The sequence below is a fragment of the Allobosea sp. RIT-PG3_2 genome, from assembly GCF_057321085.1.
Genome location: NZ_JBXWCA010000006.1, coordinates 270,560 through 288,571, shown reverse-complemented (window position 1 = coordinate 288,571; position 18,012 = coordinate 270,560). Strand labels below are relative to the sequence as shown.

The window sequence follows — 18,012 nt, the reverse complement described above, 5'->3', positions numbered from 1 at the left end:
AATGGTTAACGCTACCGGCCCGGTTATGGTTTACGCGGTGTTAAGCGGGCGGTGATTCAGTGGTGCAAAGCCGATCCGAGAGTACCCGGAATGACCGCGTCCCTGTCCCATCACCGGCCTGCCCAGCAGGCCGCCCATCTAACGTCGATGGTCCGCATGCGCCTGCAGCGACCGCCCGCGCCGCTGCCGCGGGCCGACGGGGCCCTGCTGAAGGCCGCGCTGACGATCCTGGTGGCCGGCGCGTTGGGGACGGCGCTGGCGATTTACCTCACCCATCGCCGCGTCGAGGAACCCGCAACGTTGCAGCCGGCCCGCATCGGCAATGTCGCGCTGATGATCCCGAAGGATTTGACCGGGGTTGATGAGGACGACGACACCAGCCGGCTCGTCGGCATGGCGCGACTGCGGCTAGATTGGCCGAGCCTCGGCCCGGCCCAGCCGCAGCATCGGAAGCGCCTGCTGATCACACTGAGCCCGCCCGACAAGGTCAACGAGCCGGCCCGCCAGCTCGCGACCTATGCCCGCTTCCTCACGCCCACCGTCTGGTCGAACCCCGGTGGCCTCGTCGTGCGCAGCTTCCGCAAGGGCTCGCCCTATGAAGGCGACGAATTCTATGTCTCGGTGCCGGACGGCAAGGGCTTCGCTGCCCGCTGCCCCACAGAGACGGCCGCCAATCTCGACGAGCCCTGCCGCATCACCTTCCAGCACCGCGGCATGGACGTGAATATCCGCTTCCCGCGCAGCATCATCGCAGACTGGGCGCTGATGCTCGGCGGCGTACGCCGGACGCTCGACGGGCTGATCCGCTGAATTCAACAGGTACGGGACTTCCTGGCATCCTGCGCAGCCCTCATCCTGAGGAGCCGCGCAGCGGCGTCTCGAAGGATGCTCCAGACGGTTCCGGAGCCTCCTGGAGCATCCTTCGAGACGCGCTCGCCGAGCGCTCCTCAGGATGAGGGCTGACAGGGAACGTCAGCCTTCGAGATCGACGTCGAGGATCGCCATGGTGAAGTTGAAGGAGCGGTCGCCGTCCTCGTCGTCGACATGGATGATGCCGATGAACTCTTCGCCCAGATAGACCTCTGCCGAGTCGGTCTTCTTCATGCGGGCGCGCACGCTGATCGCGTGGTTGTTGAAGGTGCGGCGCAGATAAGCCTCGAGTTTGGCGAGTTCTGTCTTGTCCACGGTAAGGTCCTTTCGATTGGCCGGGAGCGATGCCACGGCGGGCCGTGAAGGGCAAGCGAAAGCAGCCGCTACGGGCATGACGGCCCACCGCCCGCGCCGCTTGCCGGACGCCTGCGGAATCGTGCCATGTTCTCGCCCTGCCGCAACCCTGACGGACCCCGACGATGAAGCCGTGGCTAGCCCCCGCCCTCGCCTATGTCGCGAGCTGGCTCGAATTCCAGCGTCGCCACCACGATCAGCCCGGCTGCGCCGTCGCGATCGCGAGCGGCAGCGAAATCGTGCTCGAAGCCGCCTTCGGCAGTGCAAATATCGAAACCGGCGAGGCGCTGACCCCGCGCCATGGCTTCCGCATCGCGTCTCATTCCAAGAGCTTCACCTCGGCCGGCATCCTGCGACTGGTCGAGGACGGACGGCTGCGGCTCGACGACAAGGTCGGCCGCTTCATCGACGGGCTGCACCCCGAGATTACCGCCGCGACCGTCGGCCAGGTTCTTTCCAACAGCGCCGGCCTGACACGCGACGGGCGCGATAGCGGCCAGTTCTTCGACCGCAAGCCCTATTGCAGCAAGGCGGAACTGCTGGCCGACCTCTCGGTTGCCCCGGCTTATCCGGCTTCGCAGCGTTTCAAATACTCCAATCACGGTTTCGCCCTGCTCGGCCTCGTCATCGAGGCGGTGACGGGGCTGAGCTACAGCGAATGGATCACGGACGAGGTCGTCACGAAGGTCGGACTGCTCGAAACCAAGGCCGATATCGAGCTCTGGGGCCACAGGCCGATGGCGAAGGGCCATAGCGGCACGCAGCCTCTCGGCCGGCGCGTCGTCATCCCCGCCGATAATCCCGGCCACGCCATGACCTCGGCCGCCGGCTTCGTTGCCACAGTGGCGGATGTCGCGCGCTATTTCGCGCAGCTCTCGCCGAAGGCCGAAACCAGCATCCTGTCGCCCCTGAGCCGCCGCGAGATGACGCGCCGCCTCTGGCCAGACGACGAAGCCAGCCTCGGCCGGCATTACGGGCTCGGCACGATCTCCGGCGGCGAGGGCGATTGGCGCTGGTTCGGCCATTCCGGCGGCTTCCAGGGTTTCATCACCCGCACCGGCGTCTTCCCGGAGCAGGATCTCACCATCTCGGTCCTGACCAACGCCATCGACGGCCTCGCCCATCCCTGGCTCGACGGCGTCGCCCATATCCTGAAGACCTTCGCCGAACGTGGCGCCCCGCCGGCGGAGGCGCAGGACTGGTCCGGGCGCTGGTGGAGCATCTGGGGTGCCGGCGATCTCGTTCCGGTCGCCAAACATGTGCTGGTCGCCAACCCGGCCCTGTTCACACCCTTCCTCGATGCGGCCGAGATCATGCTCGAAGCCCCGGATCGCGGCCGCATCACCCGCGCCTCCGGCTTCAACAGCCCCGGCGAGCCGGCGGAGCTGCAACGCGATGGCGCTGGCGCCGTGCGCTCGGTCCAGCTCGGCGGAGCACATTTCGTCGACGAGCAGGCGATGCGCGCCGAGATGCTGGCGCGCTACGTCGGGAAGGCAACGGCCTAGCCGCACTCGCCGGCGATTGGAGCCGAGACCAACGCGCCACGCATTCGCCGCCTTCGCACCGCACCTTCAGGCGCGAGGGCTGGCTGATGCGCATGATCGCTCCACTCGCCCTGGCGGCTTTGCTGTCTGTGGGGGCGACACGCGCACTCTCCCATCAGTCTCCAAGCGGCTGGGAATACCCATTCTACTGCTGCTCCGGCGCGGATTGCGCGCCGATCGAGGCGGAATCCGTGCGAGAAAGTCGAACGGGTTTCATCGTGACTATCGCCCCCGGAGAGCATCCGATGTGGCCGAAGGAGCGGCGCGCTTCCTTGAAGCTCGAGATTCCCTACGACAAGGCTACGCCAGCCCCGGACGGCCACTGGCATCTCTGCATCAACGATGCCGGCGAGCTGCTGTGCTTCTTCGCACCGGCCGGAGGTTCGTGATCGTCACCGAGCCGCCAGGAGTCTTTGCCTAACGCATGAAATGCAGCTCGCGGAACCGGGCGCGGAATGCAGTCACATCCTTCGCCACCGCTTCAGCCGGGCGCGAGCCGTTGAGTCCTTCGGCGATGTACCCGGCCAGTTCCGGCATGTCGGCCGCCGTCATGCCGAAGCGGACGATCTCCGGCGTGCCGAGCCTGAGCCCGTTCACGTCGCCCTCGACCGCCGGCAGCGGCAGGCCGATACCGCAGGAGAGGATGTTGGCGGCGCGCAGCCGCTTCGCCGCCGCCTGCCCGCCGCCATAGGCGGCCGCCTCGATCGCGAACTGGTGAGAGGTCGTCATGCCGCGGTCGCGCGCGAAGACCGGCACCTGCCGCTCGGACAGCGCCTCGGCCAGCGCCTTCGCCGTCTTCGCCATCTCCTGCGCATAGGCCCGGCCATGCGCCTTCCAGTCGAGCAGCGAGACCGCGAGCGAGGCCGATTTTGCCGCGTCGAAATTGGCGGTGAGACCGGGATAGGCGATGGCGTCGAGCCGCTTCGCGACGTCGGCATCATTGGTCACGATCAGGCCCGAAGGTGGCCCGCCGAGGCTCTTATAGGTGCTCATCGTCATCAGATGGGCGCCCTCCTCCAGCGGCTGCTGCCAGCCATGGCCGGCGATCATGCCCGACATATGCGCGGCATCGAACAGCACGAGCGCGCCGACCTCGTCGGCGATCGCCCGAATCTCGCGGATTGGATGCGGGAACAGGTTGAGGCTGCCGCCGATCGAGATCAGCTTCGGCCGGAGCCGCAGCGCATCGGCCCGCAGCCGCTCGATATCGACCGTATAGTTCACCGGATCGACCGGTGCCGGATGAGTGACGATGCCGTAGAGCCCGGCCGCCCCCGCGCGGTGATGGGTGACGTGTCCGCCGATCTCGCCCGGCGGCGCGATGATGCAATCGCCGGCCTTCGCTGCGACCATGAATGCATAGAGATTGGCGATCGCGCCCGAAGGCACGCGGATCTCGGCATATTTCGCACCAAAGACCTCGGCCGCAAGCTCGGCGGCGATGATCTCGATCTGCTCGATGGCCTCCAGCCCCATCTCGTATTTGTCGCCGGGATAGCCGAGCGAGGGCCGCGCGCCGATCCCGGCAGAGAGCAGCGCCTCGGCCTTTGGGTTCATCACATTGGTGGCGGGGTTGAGGTTGATGCAGTCACGCTCATGGATGATGCGATTCTCGGTCGCCAGCGCCTCGATCCGCGCGGCGATCGCATCGAGCGGCTGGCTCGCCGTCTCGCCCGCGATCTTCAGCACATAGTCCTCGCTCGCCTGCGGAACCCATTCGCGCCTGCCCAGTGCCGTCATCCCCGTCTCCCGAACATCTGCTGTTGCGTGCCGGCATAACAGCGGTTTGCAGACGCTTGCGCAAACGAGTATTGCTCGCTCGCAGGCTGAGAAAACCTCAACCTCGGCCCGGAAATCCGTCATGCCCGTCAAGCCGCCCCGCCCTCGGCTGCCCTCGCTCAACGCCTTGCGCGCCTTCGAGGCAGCCGCACGGCTGGAGAGCTTCACCAAGGCGGCGGATGAACTCAGCGTCACAGCCGGGGCTATCACCCAGCAAATCAGGCAGCTCGAAGCCGCTCTTGGTTTCCCGGTCTTCCGCCGGCTGGCTCAGGGCGTCGCGCTCACCGAAGCCGCGCGAGAAGCCTTGCCGCGGCTGACGCGCGGCTTCGACATGCTGGGCCAGGCCGTCCAGGCCCTGCGCGAGGCCGAGCCGAACCGGCCGCTCGCCATCGCGGCCCTGCCCTGCATCGCCCAGCTCTGGCTTTCGCCACGCCTCCCGGCGCTCCATCGCGCTTTTCCGGATCTGCAGATTTCGGTTGCCGCGATGGAAGAGCCGCCCGATCCGCGCCGGGAGCCCTACGACCTCTCGCTGTTCTACAGGGAAGCCGCCGAAGCCGGCGCCGTGCAGTCAGGCATCGACGCCATCCTGCCGGTCTGCGCACCCGCCATCGCCGGCAGGCTGGCCTCACCGGCCGATCTCGCGGGAGAGACGCTGCTGCACGATGCCGTCTGGCGCGGCGATTGGGCCCGCTGGCTCGCCTTCGCGGCGCCGGACGCGAAGATCGATGCCGGGCGCGGCCCGGCCTTCTCGCTCTACAGCCTGGCGCTGGATGCCGCCTTGTCGGGCTCGGGAATCCTGATGGGCCGGATGAGCCTCGTCGCGCCTCATCTTGCGGCGGGCCGGCTTGCCGCCCCGTTCCGGCAGGCGATGCCAACGCCTGACAGGCTGACGCTGGCGCCCGCCATGGGCCCCGGCGCGCATGCGCGCCGGCTGGAGATCATGGAATGGCTCGCGCGCTCGGAGGAAGGCGGCGTTCAGATATAGGCGCCGCAATCGCCTTCGAGGATCTGGTCCATCGAGCGCGAAGGCTCGGCACAGCCGGCCTCCCCGACGACCTTGGCCGGCACGCCCGCCACCGTCTTGTTGCGCGGCACAGCCGCCAGCACCACCGAGCCCGCTGCGACGCGGCTGCATTGGCCGACCTCGATATTGCCGAGGATCTTGGCGCCGGCGCCGATCAGCACGCCCTTGCGGATCTTGGGATGGCGGTCGCCGCCCTGCTTGCCCGTGCCGCCCAGCGTGACCGCATGCAGCATCGAGACATCGTCCTCGATCACCGCCGTCTCGCCGACGACCAGGCCCGTCGCATGGTCGAGGAAGATACCCTTGCCGATCTTCGCCGCCGGGTTGATGTCGGTCTGGAAGACCTCGGAGGAGCGGGCCTGCAGATAAAGCGCGAAATCCCGGCGATCCCGCATCCAGAGCCAATGCGCCAGGCGATGGGCTTGCAGGGCATGGAAACCCTTGAAGAACAGCACCGGCTCGAGCACGCGGTAGCAGGCCGGGTCGCGGTCGAGCACGGCCATCACGTCGGCACGCATGCCGACCCCGATCGTCTCGTCATCGGCCATCGCTTCGGTGAAGCCCTGCTCGATCAGGTCGGCCGTCACGGCCGGATGGCCGAGCCGGGCCGCGATGCGATGGGCGACTGCGCATTCGAAGCTCGGCTGGTTCAGCACGGAGGCGACGATCAGCGTGCCGAGCGCCGGCTCGGTGGCGACGGCGGCCTCGGCCTCGTCCCGCAGGCGCGACCAGACGGGGTCGAGCCGGTCGAGGCCAGTTGCAGGATCCCGTGCTTCCACGGCGGAGCGCCCTGACGGCATGATCATTCTCCGGAGATGGTCGTTCGGCGGAAGGACAGCCTAGCCCTAAGCTGGCACCCGCACCAAAGGTCAAGCCGAACGAAGTTGAATCGAAAAGCGAGGCGGCGGAATCAGTTTTTCAGGGAACGTCGACAACACATTGGCGTCGCCTGCTTTTCCAGAGCGCCTCTATTCGCCCGGGACGTTCTCACAAACGCGCGAGAAAGTCGAGAACGGCCTGCTTGTGGCTCTTGTCGCCGACGGCGAGATTGTGATCGCGCCCCTCGATCGCAAAGGATTCCGCGTCGGGAATGAGCTTTGCCAGCTCCGGACCGGAACCGGAAACATCGTCCTTCGTGCCGACGCTGATCAGGGTCGGCATGGCGATCTGCCCGACCTGCGCGGCGGTCAGCGTCTGGCGCGAGCCGCGAATGCAGGCCGCGAGTGCCCTGAGGTCGCTCTTCGTCTGCTCTGCGAAAGCCCGGAACATCCGCTGCATCGGGTCGGTCAGCTCGTCGAGCGACGGTGCCTCCATCGCATCGGCGATGCCAAGCGGCAGCCCCACGCCCTCGACCAGATGGATGCCGAGCCCGCCGAGCAGCAGCGCGTCGAGCCGGCGCGGATGCGCCAATGCCAGATGCGCCGAGATGCGCGCGCCCATCGAATAGCCCATCACCGCCGCGCGCGGGATGTCGAGATGATCCATCAGCCGGCGGACATCCTCCGCCATGATGTCCGACGAGTAAGCCGCGGGATCATAGAGCTTCTCGCTCTGACCATGGCCGCGATCGTCGAGCGCGACCACGCGATAGCCGGCATGGGTCAGCGTCTTCGTCCACTGGGTGTTCACCCAATTCGTCATGTGCGAGGAAGCGAAGCCATGCACCAGCACAACGGTCCGATGCTGCGAGACGTCGCCCGTGGGCGCGAGGTCGATATAGGCGATCTTCACGCCGTCGGAGGAGAAGCTCTGCATGCGGATATCGAGGTCGGACGATTGGAAGGGGTCACTCATCCCTGCCATGGCGAAGCCGCTTTGGGTAGCCGCTGACGCGCAGCTTGCTTATGAAACGTCGCCATGAGCCAGACCGCCTCAAGCGCAACAGTCGTCTCCCCCGCAGACACCCGATCGCCGCGCTTCGCCTTCGTCGACATCGCCCGCGGCGTCGCGCTGCTGGCGATGTTCGTCTACCACTTCTCCTATGATCTCTCCTTCTTCGGACTGATCGAGACCGATATCGTCGCCGAGCCCGGCTGGCGGCTGTTCGCGCGCTGCATCGCCGGCTCCTTCCTGATGATCGTCGGTTTCAGCCTCGTGCTCGCGACGCAAAAGGGCCTGAACCGCCGCGCCTATCTGAAGCGCCTCGCCATGGTCGCCGGCGCCGCCGCGCTGGTCACGCTCGGCACCTGGTTCGCCTTGCCGGGCAACTTCATCTTCTTCGGCATCCTCCACCACATCGCGCTGGCGAGCCTGCTCGCCCTGCCATTCCTGCGGCTGCCTGTGGTCGTCGTGGCGCTGTCGGCAGTCCTGGCCTTCGCCCTGCCACGCTTCATCGCTCACCCGCTGCTCGACGCACCTTGGATGTCCTGGCTCGGCTTCTCGCGCGCGCCATTCCAGACGGCTGATTTCGTGCCGGTCTTTCCGTGGTTCGGCTGCGTTCTGACGGGTATCGTGCTGGCGCGCCTGCTATTGCCGCGCCTTGCCGCTACGGCTTTCGCCCGCTGGCGACCGACCGCGCGACCGGTGCGAATCATCGCCTGGGGCGGGCGCCACAGCCTGCTCGTCTATCTCGTGCATCAGCCGCTCTTCATCGGTTTCCTGACGCTTGTGGTCCAGTTCGTGCCGCCGCCTTCGCCGGGCGAGCGCGCCTTCCGGGCCGAATGCCAGCGCAGCTGCGGTCCCGATGTCCCGCAGCAGCTCTGCCGCGCCGTTTGCGCTTGTACGATCGACGGGCTCAAGCGCGAGAAGCTCTGGCAGAAGGCGCTCGACGACCTGCTCTCGCCGGAGGAAGGCACACGCGTGGCCGAACTCGCCCAGAGCTGCCTGCGCGAGCGCTGATGCGAATCCCGCACTGGCGTCCGGCCGGCTGACGGGATAGGTTGCGCGCGAATTCCAGGCTTTCGAAGAGCGACGACCATGGCCGCGACAGGCATTCCGCATTTCCACAACGATCCCGGCGTCGCCGTCATCCATGTCGGCGCGCATGAGTTCATGTGCATCGGCGCCAAGCCGCCCTTCGACCATCCGCATGTCTTCCTCGACATGGGCGCGGACCACGAGATCATCTGCCCCTATTGCTCGACGCTGTTCAAATACGAACCGTCGCTCAAGGGCTCTCAGTGCAATCCCCCGGAATGCGCCTATCAGGACGCCGCCAAGGCGGCCTGATAACTTACCCAATTCGTCGATGGCGCGGGTTCCTTTCCTTTCGACCGCTCATCAAAGGCATCGACCCCGTGTCCGCTCCTCATTTCGTCATCGCCGGCGCCGGCATCGGCGGCCTGACCATGGCGCTGTCGCTGGCGCGCCGCGGCATCGCCTCCACCGTCGTCGAGAAGCGCACCGGCTTCGGCGAAGCCGGTGCAGGCCTTCAGGTCACCTCGAATTCCGGGCGCGTGCTCGACGCGCTCGATCTCGCTTTGCCGCTGAAGCGCGTCAGCGTCTCCTCGCATGGGCTGATGATCCGGCGCTGGCGCAGCGGCTCGGAGCTGCTGGAAATGCCCTCCAGCCCGGAGCGCATGCCGACGCCGTTCCGGATGCTGAAGCGCAGCGATCTCCACACCGTCCTGCTCGACGCCGCCCGTGCCATGCCGAATATCCGCCTGCTGGTCGGCCGCGGCGTGCAGGAGGTCAGCCAGAGCGAGAACGGCGTCTCGGTCACGATGAGCGGCCAGAGCGGCACTGGCGAGACCATCCAGAGCCTCGGCCTGATCGGCGCCGACGGGTTGTGGTCACGCGTCCGCGATCTCACCGGCGATCCCTCGCCGCCGGTCTTCACCGGCTATGAAGCCTGGCGCGCAGTGGTGCCGGCGCGAGCCGTCGACAAGCCGCGGGTGACGCTCCATCTTGGCCCGGGCCGGCATGCGGTGCATTACCCCGTCGACGGCGGCAAGCAGATCAACATCGTCGTCGTCCGCCAGGCGAAGGAAGCTCGCGAGGGCTGGTCGCGCGACGGCGAGCGCCGGATCGTGACCGAGCATCTCGCCGGCGCCTCACCGCCGCTGCGAGAACTCACCGGAGCTGCCGAAGGCTGGCAGGTCTGGTCGCTGTTCGACCGCAAGCCGGCGGCCATGGCCCAAGGCCGGATCGCGCTGATGGGCGACGCCGCCCACCCCATCCTGCCCTTCCTGGCGCAGGGCGCCTCGCTCGCCATCGAGGACGCCGCAGTGCTGGCGCGGCTGCTTGCCGAGAAGCTCGGCAGCGAAGGCGCAGCCGGCGTGCCGGCGGCGATCGCGAGCTATGCCGCTGCCCGCGCCAGGCGCGTCGCCCGCGTGCAGGAGGAAAGCCGCGGCAACGGCCGCAGCTACCATCTCGGCTGGCCGCTCAGCATCGCCCGGGATTTCGCGCTGAAGCGACTCGGACCCGAGGGGCTGCGCAACCGTTACGGCTGGCTCTACGATTGGCGTGACGAGGGCTGATCTCGCCATCGCCGCATTTCATCCCTATCTCTCCCTGCGGGAAGGAATGAAAACGACATGATCCGCGTCAACCTCTACGACCAGCTCAACGGCCGCACCCGCGCAATGCCGCGCTGGGCCGCATGGCTCGCCATGGCGGCGAGCTTCGTTGTCGGCATCACCCTGTTCCTGGTCGCCGCCAGCCTGGCGCTGATCCTGATCCCCATCGTCGCCATAGCCGGCGCGATCGCGGTCTGGCGTCTCAAGGCCAAGCTGAAGGCGGCGGGCTTCGACCGTGGCGGCCCCTTTGCAGGCAGGCCGCAGCCGGCGGAACGCATCGAGGTGATCGACGCCGAATACCGCATCATCGAGCCGGACGAGCCACGCCGCTGACGGCTACGCCTCGATCCGGCTGACGAGGATCTTGTCGATCCGGCGACCATCGAGATCGACGACCTCGAAGCGCCAATGCCCCTTGTCGAAGGTCTCGCCGACATTGGGGAGGTGGTTCATCTCGGCCAGAATGAAACCGGCGACCGTCTGGAAATCGGCATCGCGCGGCATCTGGATGCCGAGCTCGTGCGAGAATTCATCGACCTGCATCCAGCCTGCGACGAGGTAGGAGCCGTCCGCCCGCGTGACGATGGCCGGCTCGTCCTCCTCTTCCTCCTGGAAGGCGCCGATGATCGCTTCCAGCACGTCGCCGGGCGTGATGATGCCCTCGAAATGGCCGTACTCGTCGAAGACCAGCGCCATGTGCACGCGGCTGGAGCGGATCTCGCGCAGCACATGCAGCGAGTCGGCAGTGTCCATCACCACCGGTGCTTCCTGCACGTGCTGGCGTAGCTGCTCCGTATCGCCCACGGCGAGGAAGTCGATCAGGTCCTTCATCAGGACGACACCGATGATCGAGTCCGACTCGCCGTCCTGGACGGGCAGCCGGGACCGGCGGCTCGCCTTGAGCTGCTCGCGCAACTCTTCAGGAGGGTCCGACAGGTCGATGACCTCGACCTCGCGGCGGGGCGTCATCAGGGCGCGCGCCGAGCGGTCGGCGAGGCGCATCACGCCCGCGATCATCTCGCGCTCGTCCCGCTCCAGCACGCCGGCGGTCTCCGCCTCGGCGATGATGGTGCGCACCTCCTCCTCGGTGACCCTCTCCTCGGACTCGCCCTTCTGTCCGAGCAAGGCGAGCACGGCCTTGCCGGAGATATCGAGCAGGAAGACCAGCGGCGCGCCGACTTTCGACATCAGGGCCATCGCCGGCGCCACGCGCGCAGCCACCCGCTCGGGATCGCGCAAGGCGACCTGCTTCGGCACGAGTTCGCCCAGGATCAGCGAGAGATAGGTGATCGCGACCACGACGAGGCCGACGCCCAGCGTGTCCGAGACCGAGGGCGAAAAGCCGTGGGTGCCCAGCCATTCGGAAAGGCGCGCGCCGAGGGTGGCGCCGGAGAAGGCGCCGGAAAGAACGCCGACAAGCGTGATGCCGATCTGAACGGTGGAGAGGAAGCGGCCGGGATCCTCGGCCAGGCGCATCGCCGTCGTGGCGCCCTTGTTGCCCTGGTCGCTGAGGACCTTGAGGCGTGCCGTCCGCGACGAAACGACGGCGAGCTCCGACATGGCGAGCAGTCCATTGATGACCGTCAGCGCCACGACGACCAGGATTTCGGTTAACAAAACCAATCCGTTTGCTGCGAAGCTGCAACATTTGGCAGCTCGCTTCGAGCCCCCTTATAGCGGATCGTTGCCCCAACGCGATGGGCGCGACGAAAGATTTGTGAGCGAATGATGACCAGGCCCACCTTCTGGCAGCCGACACAAGCGGATCAGGCGGGAGGCGATCGGCGCTGCGAGCCCCGGCCACCCAGCGCAACCGCGACGCGATCCTTCCCATCTTGCGAGACATGCTGCCGCCTTCCGGGCTCGTATTGGAGGTCGCAAGCGGCTCGGGCGAACACATCGTTCATTTTGCCGAGACCCTGCCCGCGCTCTCGTTCCAGCCCAGCGATCCGACGGCCGATGCGCTGGCAAGCATCGCCGCCTGGGCGCGGGAGTCAGGGTTGGGCAACATTCTGCCGCCGCTGATGATCGACGCGAGCGCGCAGGAATGGCCGATCGCTTCAGCCGACGCGATCCTCTGCATCAACATGATCCATATCGCGCCGTGGAAAGCGGCGGAGGGCCTGTTCCGCCAGGCGGGACGCCTGCTGAAGACCGGCAGCCCGCTCTATCTCTACGGCCCTTATCGCCGCTCCGACCGTCCCCTCGAGCCCAGCAATGCCGCCTTCGACGAAAGCCTGCGCAGCCGCGACCCTGAATGGGGCCTGCGCGAGATCGGCGATGTCGCGGCCCTGGCTGCTGCAAATGGTTTCGGCGCGCCGGAGATCATCGAGATGCCGGCCAACAATCTCAGCCTCATTTTTCGGAGGGCCTGAGGCTCGCAGCCGCAAGCGCGGGTCAGCCTGACCCGTGCATGCACCTGCGCCGGCTCAATCTCGCATCCACGAACCGCCTAGACGGTGGCGCTTGTGAATCGTCGCAATGTCGGTTTGGTGCGGACGGCGGGACTCGAACCCGCAAGCCTTTGAAGGCGCAAGATTTTAAGTCTCGTGCGTCTACCAGTTTCGCCACGTCCGCGAGCGCGACAGCGATAGCGGGCGGGCTCGATGCGCGCAAGCCTCTGCGAAGCGGTCGAGAACGATCCTAGTGCGGGCGCGCCGGCTTGTACCACTCGACCCCGTCGGGATCGACATAGAGCCCGGGCTTGACGTCCGATCCGATGCTCTTCTCCTCCATCGGCACGCGCATCGTGTCGTCGCGGTCGCCGCGCTTGACATAGGTGCCGGAGGGCTGCCCGGCATGGCCATGGGAGCCACGGCCGACGCTGCTCGTCAGCCCGATCACGCCCTGCCTGCCCGAGACCTTGTCCAACAGCTCCGTCACCGGCCGTCCGACGAAGGCGACCTTGGTGCCGCCCTCGACGACCGGCAGCGTCGTCCGCCGCGCGGCGCCCTCGCCCGTCACCCTGACGCCGACGAAGCGCGGAACATAGGTCGCGCCGCCCTTGCCGAAGGATTCCCAGCCGCCGGCAGAGACGATTTGCGCCCCGCAGCGCTTGTGGCTGCGCTCGCATGCAGCGCGCGAGGCATAGCGCGGCGCGCGCTGCTCGAATTCGGCCCTGGCGTTGCGATAGGCGAATTCGCATTGCTCCGCCGTCAGCAACCCGGCCGCGATGCACTCGTCGCGGCGCACATAGGTGTTTCCGGGAGCCTGGGCAGCGAGATCGGCAGGGTTCGCGAACGACAGGACAGGTGCAAGCGTGGCGACGCGCAGCGTGGCGAGAATCGAGGCAGGGATCATCATGCGATGCAACAACATTACGATTGTGGCTTTACAGTAGCGAGCGTCGCGAGGCCGCAAGCTCGCGCGTCGCGCCATAGTCGATCTTGCCGTTGCCGAGCACGGGGATGGCCTGAGTCACCAGGATCGCACGCGGCACCCATAGCTCCGGGAAGCCCTGCTCCTTCGCAGCCTCCTGCAGCGTCGCACGGTCCGCGTCGGGCTTCTCGGTGACGAGGATCAGCTGCTCGCCCTTGCGCGCGTCGGGCAGGCCAACGACGACATGGTTCTGGTCCGGCCAGAGCTTGGAGACCATGGTCTCCACAGCCGCCAGCGAGACCATCTCGCCGCCCAGCTTGGCGAAGCGCTTGGCCCGGCCCCGGATCGCGACGAAGCCGTCGTCGAGCACGACGATATCGCCGGTATCGTGCCAGCCCCCTTCGGGCGGGATGACGCGGCCGGGCTGTTCGGGGTCGAGATAACCGGCCATGATGTTCGGTCCGCGCACGGTGAGCCGCCCGCCTTCGTGGATGCCCTCCACCGGCTCCAGATTCGCTTCGATGCCGGGCAGCAGCTTGCCGACCGTGCCGTCGCGGATGGCGGCCGGCGTGTTGACGGCAATGACGGGCGAGCATTCGGTGCAGCCATAGCCTTCGAGGATGGTCGTGCCGTAGGGCTCCCACATCCGCCGCGTCTCGGCCTTGACCCGTTCGGCCCCGGCGACGACGTAACGCACGCTGCCGAGATCGTTCCGCTCTGCAGCGCGGGCATATCCTTGCAGGAACGTGTCGGTCGCGAGCAGGAAGGTCGCCTTCGTCTCGCCGATCAGCTTCGGCACCTGCTTGTAGTGCAGCGGGCTCGGATAGAGCACGACCTTCATGCCGTGCAGCAGCGGCACCATCAGTCCCGCCGTCAGTCCGAAGGAATGGAAGGCCGGCAGCGGGTTCATGAAGACGTCCCGCTCCGAGATCGCCCCGCTGGCATGGGCGAAGACCTGCCGCGCATTCGAGACGATATTGGCATGGCTCAGCACCACGCCTTTCGGCGTGCCCTCGGTGCCCGAGGTGAAGAGGATCACCGCCGCCTCGTCGGCTTGCGCTTCGTAGGAGCGATGGGCGAGCCCCGGCACCAGGCTCTGCAGCGCGCCGAGCGCCTTGTCGAAGCTGGTGATCTGCTTGCGGACATCTTCGAGATAGATGACGCGGCGCCCCTCGCCCAGCACCGCGATCTCGTCGTCGAGCTTGCCCTGGTCGACGAAGCGGCGCGAGGTGACGATGATCTTGAGCTGCGCCAGTTCCGCCGCCGCGCGCAGGTTGCGGACACCGGCGGTGAAGTTGAGCAGCGCCGGCACACGACCATAGGCGATGAGCGAGAACAGCGTCACCGCCATGCCCTGCATGTTCGGCAGCAGCACGCCGACATGCTCGCGCGGCGACGTGAACGCCGCCAGCTTGCGCCCCAGCACCAGCGCGCCCAGCACCAGCCGGCCATAGGTGATCGGCTGGCGTTCGGGGTCCTCCAGTGCGATGCGGCTCTTGCCGTGCCGGGCCGTAGCCTCGAGCAACGCGCGAAAGATCGTGATCCGCGCGGCCGCGGCGTCGAAGCTGGTGGCGGCCATGTCTGGCTCGTCTCCCGGTCGGCGTTTCCCCTGCCGGTCAAACTAATGAGATCGGCTTGGGTTTCAATGTCCGGGACAGGCGTGATGCTCGGGCTTGACCCGAGCATCCCCAAAACCAGAGCTCTCTCGTCACACCGGTGCTACCCGAAAGCGCCGATCTCGTGCTGGATCGCGCCGGAAATCTCGCGGATCAGCTCGAACTGCGCCAGCATCGGTGCGAAGACGTCGCGATGCAGCGCCTCGTAGGTGCCGCCCTCGCGCGGGCCCGGCGGCTCGCCGAAATCGAGCCCGATGGTCGGGTCTGGATCGCGCGGGAAGATGGCGGCCATCTGCGCGAGGCAGGCGGGCACGTCGAGGCGCAGCAACCTTTCGACGAAGTCATCCCGCGTCAGCCCCGCATGCGGGCGGAAATCCGGAATATGGGCGAAGGCGAGCCAGATCCGGTGGATCGCCGCCAGCCTGAGCGCATGCAGCGCGATGAGCCGCGCTGGCATCTGGGGGACATCGTCCGCCGCGGCGCGGAGCTTCAGCGCATCGGCCGAAAGCCGCCAGAACAGGCGGCGCAGCGCCGGCGCCAGTTCCAGCCGCGACAGCGCATCGGCAACCGCCAGCAATTCGTCGCGCCGCCCTTCCCTCACCGTCCGGCGTGCCCGGTCGAACCAGCTGCCGGGGTCGAGCGAGTCGAGATAGGCGCGCAGCACGTCGAGGTCGCTATGCGCCATCGCATGGGCCGCGAGGCGGTAAGCCCGGTCGAAGCGGTCGGAGCGTTCGCGCATCGCGCGGAACAGGTCAGGCGAGCGCGAGGCGGCATGGCCGACGCCGTGCATGCTGTTCGCCATCCAGCCGAGCTGCTGGAGGATGGCGTTGTTGGGAATGGCGCGCAGCTCGCGCGGATGGCGGATTCGAGTCGGCCCACCGGCATCGCTCTGCCGGGCGGCCGGGCGCGAGCCGGTCTTGTCGAGGAGCGAGGGTCCGAAGGTCCCGATCAGTGCGGCATAGCCGGGGTCGTCGACCAGCGCGTTCATCTCTTCGCGCACGGTCTGGAAGAACTCGCTGGCGAAATCCGGCTCGTCATAGATCGGATCGTCGATGCTTTCGACAGGCGCGAAGACCGCCTCGGCGATACGCCCGACCGTTGCGCCCGCGAGCTGCGGCGTGCCGAACAGGAGATATCCGTCGCTGCCCTGGAAGCTCGTCTCGCGCACCGTCCTGATGCCGGCCTGCGCGAAGGCCTGCCGGGCGAAAGCGGGGTCGAGATAGGCCAGCCGGTCGGCCAGGCTGTCGGGATGGGCGCCCCGGCCGACCGACTCGCCATGCGTGTCGAAGATCACCAGTTCGACATCGTCGAGCTTGTAGCGGGCGAGCAGCTCGCAGATGCGGATGCGCAGCCTTTCGACCCAAAAGGTCGAGGCGACCTGCCCGATATAGCGCCCGGAATCGGAATAGCCGAACTGGATGCACAGCCGGCCATGGCGCTTGAGATAGTCCCGGAAATGCGGGCTGCGCAGCGCCTCGTCGATGATGCGCGGCCCCTGCTCCAGCGCGTCCGACGTCTCGAATAGCGGCGAGATCTCGACGAGATCGGCAATGCCGAAGCGGCTGGCGAGCCAGAGCGCGCAAAGCAGCGTGTAGCCGGTCTCGGTCTCCGCAATCAGGAAACGCACCGGCTTCGAGCCGTCGAGATGCTTCACGATCTGCGCGATCGTCATCATCATGCGCGCCGCCGAGGCACGCTCGGCCGCGAGCGCACCGAAATCGACCGCGACCGGCTCGACCTTGCCGAGCGCGGTATTGGCGGCGGCGAGAAAGGCCCGCCTCTGCGCCGGCTCGCCCGGCTCCTCTTCCAGCGGGATCACGGAGCGCAGCGCGTTGTGGAGCTGCGAGGCGTTGAGCCGGAAATGCGGCAGCGCGATCGAAACGCCATGGGCAAGGCATCCGGCCCGGATCAGCGCCAGAGCGAGCCTGGTCTCTTCGTCGGACGCCTCGGCCAGCGCAGCGTCGAGCGCTGCGATCAGGCCTGAGGCCTCCGGCAAAGCGGTCTCGCGCTCATGCACGAGCGCAAGCGCGAAGGCCTGCAAGGCCTGGAGCGAGGGCTGCGTCCCGATCGGCGGCGCCAGCGCGAGCTGCCTCTCGACGGCCGCGAGCGCTTCGCCGACCAGCCTGCGTACGGCTTCCGTGGCGGGAGCCTGCGGCAGTTTTTCGAGAATGCGCGCGAACTGCCCGCTCTTCGATTCCAATCGGTAGCGCAGCGTGTCCCACCAGCCGATATCGGTGCGCCCATCCGTGTCGCAGCCGACCCAGGAGGCCAGCGTCACCGGCTTCGGAGCGAGCTTCGTCCAGTCCTCGGGCCAGCGTGCACGCGCCACCGCGAAGAACGCAGCATTCATCCGGTCGATAGCGTCGCGGGCCTGGCGCACCGCAAAGCGTGCCTGCTCGAACTCGTCCTGCAGGGTGATGCGGCCATCGGGGCGGAAGCTGAGGCCGGGCTCGTCGACAACGGCGTCGCCCTGCGTCCCGCCGGAAGCGAGGTCGGCCAGCGCATGGCAGAGCGGGCGCGTCATGCCGAAGGTCGGATGCGCCGTGAACACCGCGGCGAAACGCGCCCGCTCCAACTGCTGCCGGAAATCCGCGAAGCTGGCGGCCTTGTTCGCCAGGCTCTCGGCCAATGCGGCGAAGACGGCCGCCTCGTCCTTGTCGAGCCCGACATAGCGCGAGACCCGCCCGGCGCGCTGCCGCAGCGCCTGCCGCCCGAGATGGCGCACGAGTTCGCCCGCTTCATCGACGCTCAATTCGCCCCGGTCCATCAGCCGGGTCAGCCAGAGCGTCACCCGCAGCACCGGATTGCCAAAGGGGTCGTCGCGGGAATCGCTGCGTGCCTGCTCGATGCGGGTCAGCAGCTCCGCGGCAAGCGTCTCGATCCCGGAATCCGGCCGATTATCCGTCGCGATCGTCACGGTTATTTCCCCTCCCGCGCGTCCCGTGCTTGCAACCACGAATTCGCATGCGCGGCCATCTCGTGTTGCATTGCATCATCGGACGACGATCACCGCAAGCGGGAACAGAAGCCACCCTTCGGATATTTTTACC

Annotated in this window: 17 protein-coding genes and 1 tRNA gene; 9 read left to right on the top strand and 9 right to left on the bottom strand. The window is 67.4% G+C overall.

The genetic code is table 11. The features are described 5' to 3' along the window. The first annotated feature begins 90 nt into the window (after nt 1-90). On the top strand, nt 91-810 hold the full coding sequence (locus AC2FAN_RS18955) for a hypothetical protein (RefSeq protein WP_265053891.1): 720 nt from the start codon (nt 91-93) through the stop codon (nt 808-810). A 162-nt stretch (nt 811-972) separates the two neighbouring features. Here the strand turns inward: AC2FAN_RS18955 and AC2FAN_RS18950 are convergent, their stop codons facing one another. Further along, entirely contained in the window at nt 973-1,185 is a 213-nt protein-coding gene (locus tag AC2FAN_RS18950; protein WP_265053892.1) for a DUF3126 family protein, read from the bottom strand. Nucleotides 1,186-1,349: 164 nt separating this feature from the next. Here AC2FAN_RS18950 and AC2FAN_RS18945 point away from each other — a divergent pair, with 164 nt between their 5' ends. Then, the gene (locus AC2FAN_RS18945; protein ID WP_265053893.1) at nt 1,350-2,729 is read left to right on the top strand and encodes a serine hydrolase domain-containing protein; all 1,380 of its coding nucleotides are present in this window, start codon (nt 1,350-1,352) and stop codon (nt 2,727-2,729) included. Nucleotides 2,730-2,815: 86 nt separating this feature from the next. After that, the gene (locus AC2FAN_RS18940) at nt 2,816-3,157 is read left to right on the top strand and encodes a hypothetical protein (protein WP_265053894.1); all 342 of its coding nucleotides are present in this window, start codon (nt 2,816-2,818) and stop codon (nt 3,155-3,157) included. A 28-nt stretch (nt 3,158-3,185) separates the two neighbouring features. Here the strand turns inward: AC2FAN_RS18940 and AC2FAN_RS18935 are convergent, their stop codons facing one another. Continuing rightward, the gene (locus AC2FAN_RS18935; RefSeq protein WP_485175891.1) at nt 3,186-4,508 is read right to left on the bottom strand and encodes an aminotransferase class I/II-fold pyridoxal phosphate-dependent enzyme; all 1,323 of its coding nucleotides are present in this window, start codon (nt 4,506-4,508) and stop codon (nt 3,186-3,188) included. Nucleotides 4,509-4,629: 121 nt separating this feature from the next. Between AC2FAN_RS18935 and AC2FAN_RS18930 the strand changes: the two genes are divergently transcribed. Further along, the gene (locus tag AC2FAN_RS18930; RefSeq protein WP_485175890.1) at nt 4,630-5,532 is read left to right on the top strand and encodes a LysR family transcriptional regulator; all 903 of its coding nucleotides are present in this window, start codon (nt 4,630-4,632) and stop codon (nt 5,530-5,532) included. Here AC2FAN_RS18930 and cysE read toward each other — a convergent pair. Next, the gene (gene cysE / locus AC2FAN_RS18925) at nt 5,523-6,371 is read right to left on the bottom strand and encodes a serine O-acetyltransferase (protein WP_485175889.1); all 849 of its coding nucleotides are present in this window, start codon (nt 6,369-6,371) and stop codon (nt 5,523-5,525) included. The two genes, AC2FAN_RS18930 and cysE, sit on opposite strands and share 10 nt — an antisense overlap. A gap of 187 nt (nt 6,372-6,558) precedes the next feature. Beyond that, complete coding sequence (locus AC2FAN_RS18920; RefSeq protein WP_485175942.1) at nt 6,559-7,326, bottom strand: alpha/beta fold hydrolase; 768 nt, start codon at nt 7,324-7,326, stop codon at nt 6,559-6,561. A gap of 102 nt (nt 7,327-7,428) precedes the next feature. Here AC2FAN_RS18920 and AC2FAN_RS18915 point away from each other — a divergent pair, with 102 nt between their 5' ends. From AC2FAN_RS18915 to AC2FAN_RS18900, 4 genes are all read left to right on the top strand, one after another. Further along, nucleotides 7,429-8,409 (top strand): heparan-alpha-glucosaminide N-acetyltransferase, encoded by a 981-nt coding sequence (locus AC2FAN_RS18915; protein WP_485175888.1) that lies wholly within the window; start codon nt 7,429-7,431, stop codon nt 8,407-8,409. A 78-nt stretch (nt 8,410-8,487) separates the two neighbouring features. Then, on the top strand, nt 8,488-8,739 hold the full coding sequence (locus AC2FAN_RS18910; RefSeq protein WP_265053899.1) for a zinc-finger domain-containing protein: 252 nt from the start codon (nt 8,488-8,490) through the stop codon (nt 8,737-8,739). 68 nt (nt 8,740-8,807) lie between these two features. Further along, nucleotides 8,808-9,989: an FAD-dependent monooxygenase gene (locus tag AC2FAN_RS18905; protein ID WP_485175887.1), complete on the top strand. Its 1,182-nt coding sequence runs from the start codon at nt 8,808-8,810 to the stop codon at nt 9,987-9,989. A 57-nt stretch (nt 9,990-10,046) separates the two neighbouring features. Then, a complete protein-coding gene (locus AC2FAN_RS18900) occupies nt 10,047-10,361 on the top strand; it encodes a hypothetical protein (RefSeq protein ID WP_265053901.1) in 315 nt (104 codons plus the stop codon). A gap of 3 nt (nt 10,362-10,364) precedes the next feature. Here the strand turns inward: AC2FAN_RS18900 and AC2FAN_RS18895 are convergent, their stop codons facing one another. Further along, nucleotides 10,365-11,630, bottom strand: coding sequence for a hemolysin family protein (locus AC2FAN_RS18895; RefSeq protein ID WP_485175941.1), 1,266 nt, complete (start codon nt 11,628-11,630; stop codon nt 10,365-10,367). A gap of 185 nt (nt 11,631-11,815) precedes the next feature. Between AC2FAN_RS18895 and AC2FAN_RS18890 the strand changes: the two genes are divergently transcribed. Continuing rightward, nucleotides 11,816-12,403, top strand: coding sequence for a DUF938 domain-containing protein (locus AC2FAN_RS18890; RefSeq protein ID WP_485175940.1), 588 nt, complete (start codon nt 11,816-11,818; stop codon nt 12,401-12,403). Between the two features lie 115 nt (nt 12,404-12,518). Here AC2FAN_RS18890 and AC2FAN_RS18885 read toward each other — a convergent pair. The 4 genes from AC2FAN_RS18885 to AC2FAN_RS18870 all read right to left on the bottom strand — a co-directional run bounded on the left by AC2FAN_RS18885 (nt 12,519) and on the right by AC2FAN_RS18870 (nt 17,879). After that, nucleotides 12,519-12,605: transfer RNA gene (locus tag AC2FAN_RS18885), tRNA-Leu, on the bottom strand. A gap of 66 nt (nt 12,606-12,671) precedes the next feature. Beyond that, nucleotides 12,672-13,331 (bottom strand): DUF1190 domain-containing protein, encoded by a 660-nt coding sequence (locus AC2FAN_RS18880; protein WP_485175886.1) that lies wholly within the window; start codon nt 13,329-13,331, stop codon nt 12,672-12,674. Nucleotides 13,332-13,359: 28 nt separating this feature from the next. Then, complete coding sequence (locus tag AC2FAN_RS18875) at nt 13,360-14,925, bottom strand: AMP-binding protein (protein WP_485175885.1); 1,566 nt, start codon at nt 14,923-14,925, stop codon at nt 13,360-13,362. A gap of 140 nt (nt 14,926-15,065) precedes the next feature. Then, nucleotides 15,066-17,879, bottom strand: a complete 2,814-nt coding sequence (locus tag AC2FAN_RS18870) for a phosphoenolpyruvate carboxylase (RefSeq protein WP_485175884.1) — start codon at nt 17,877-17,879, stop codon at nt 15,066-15,068. Between the last annotated feature and the right edge of the window lie 133 nt (nt 17,880-18,012).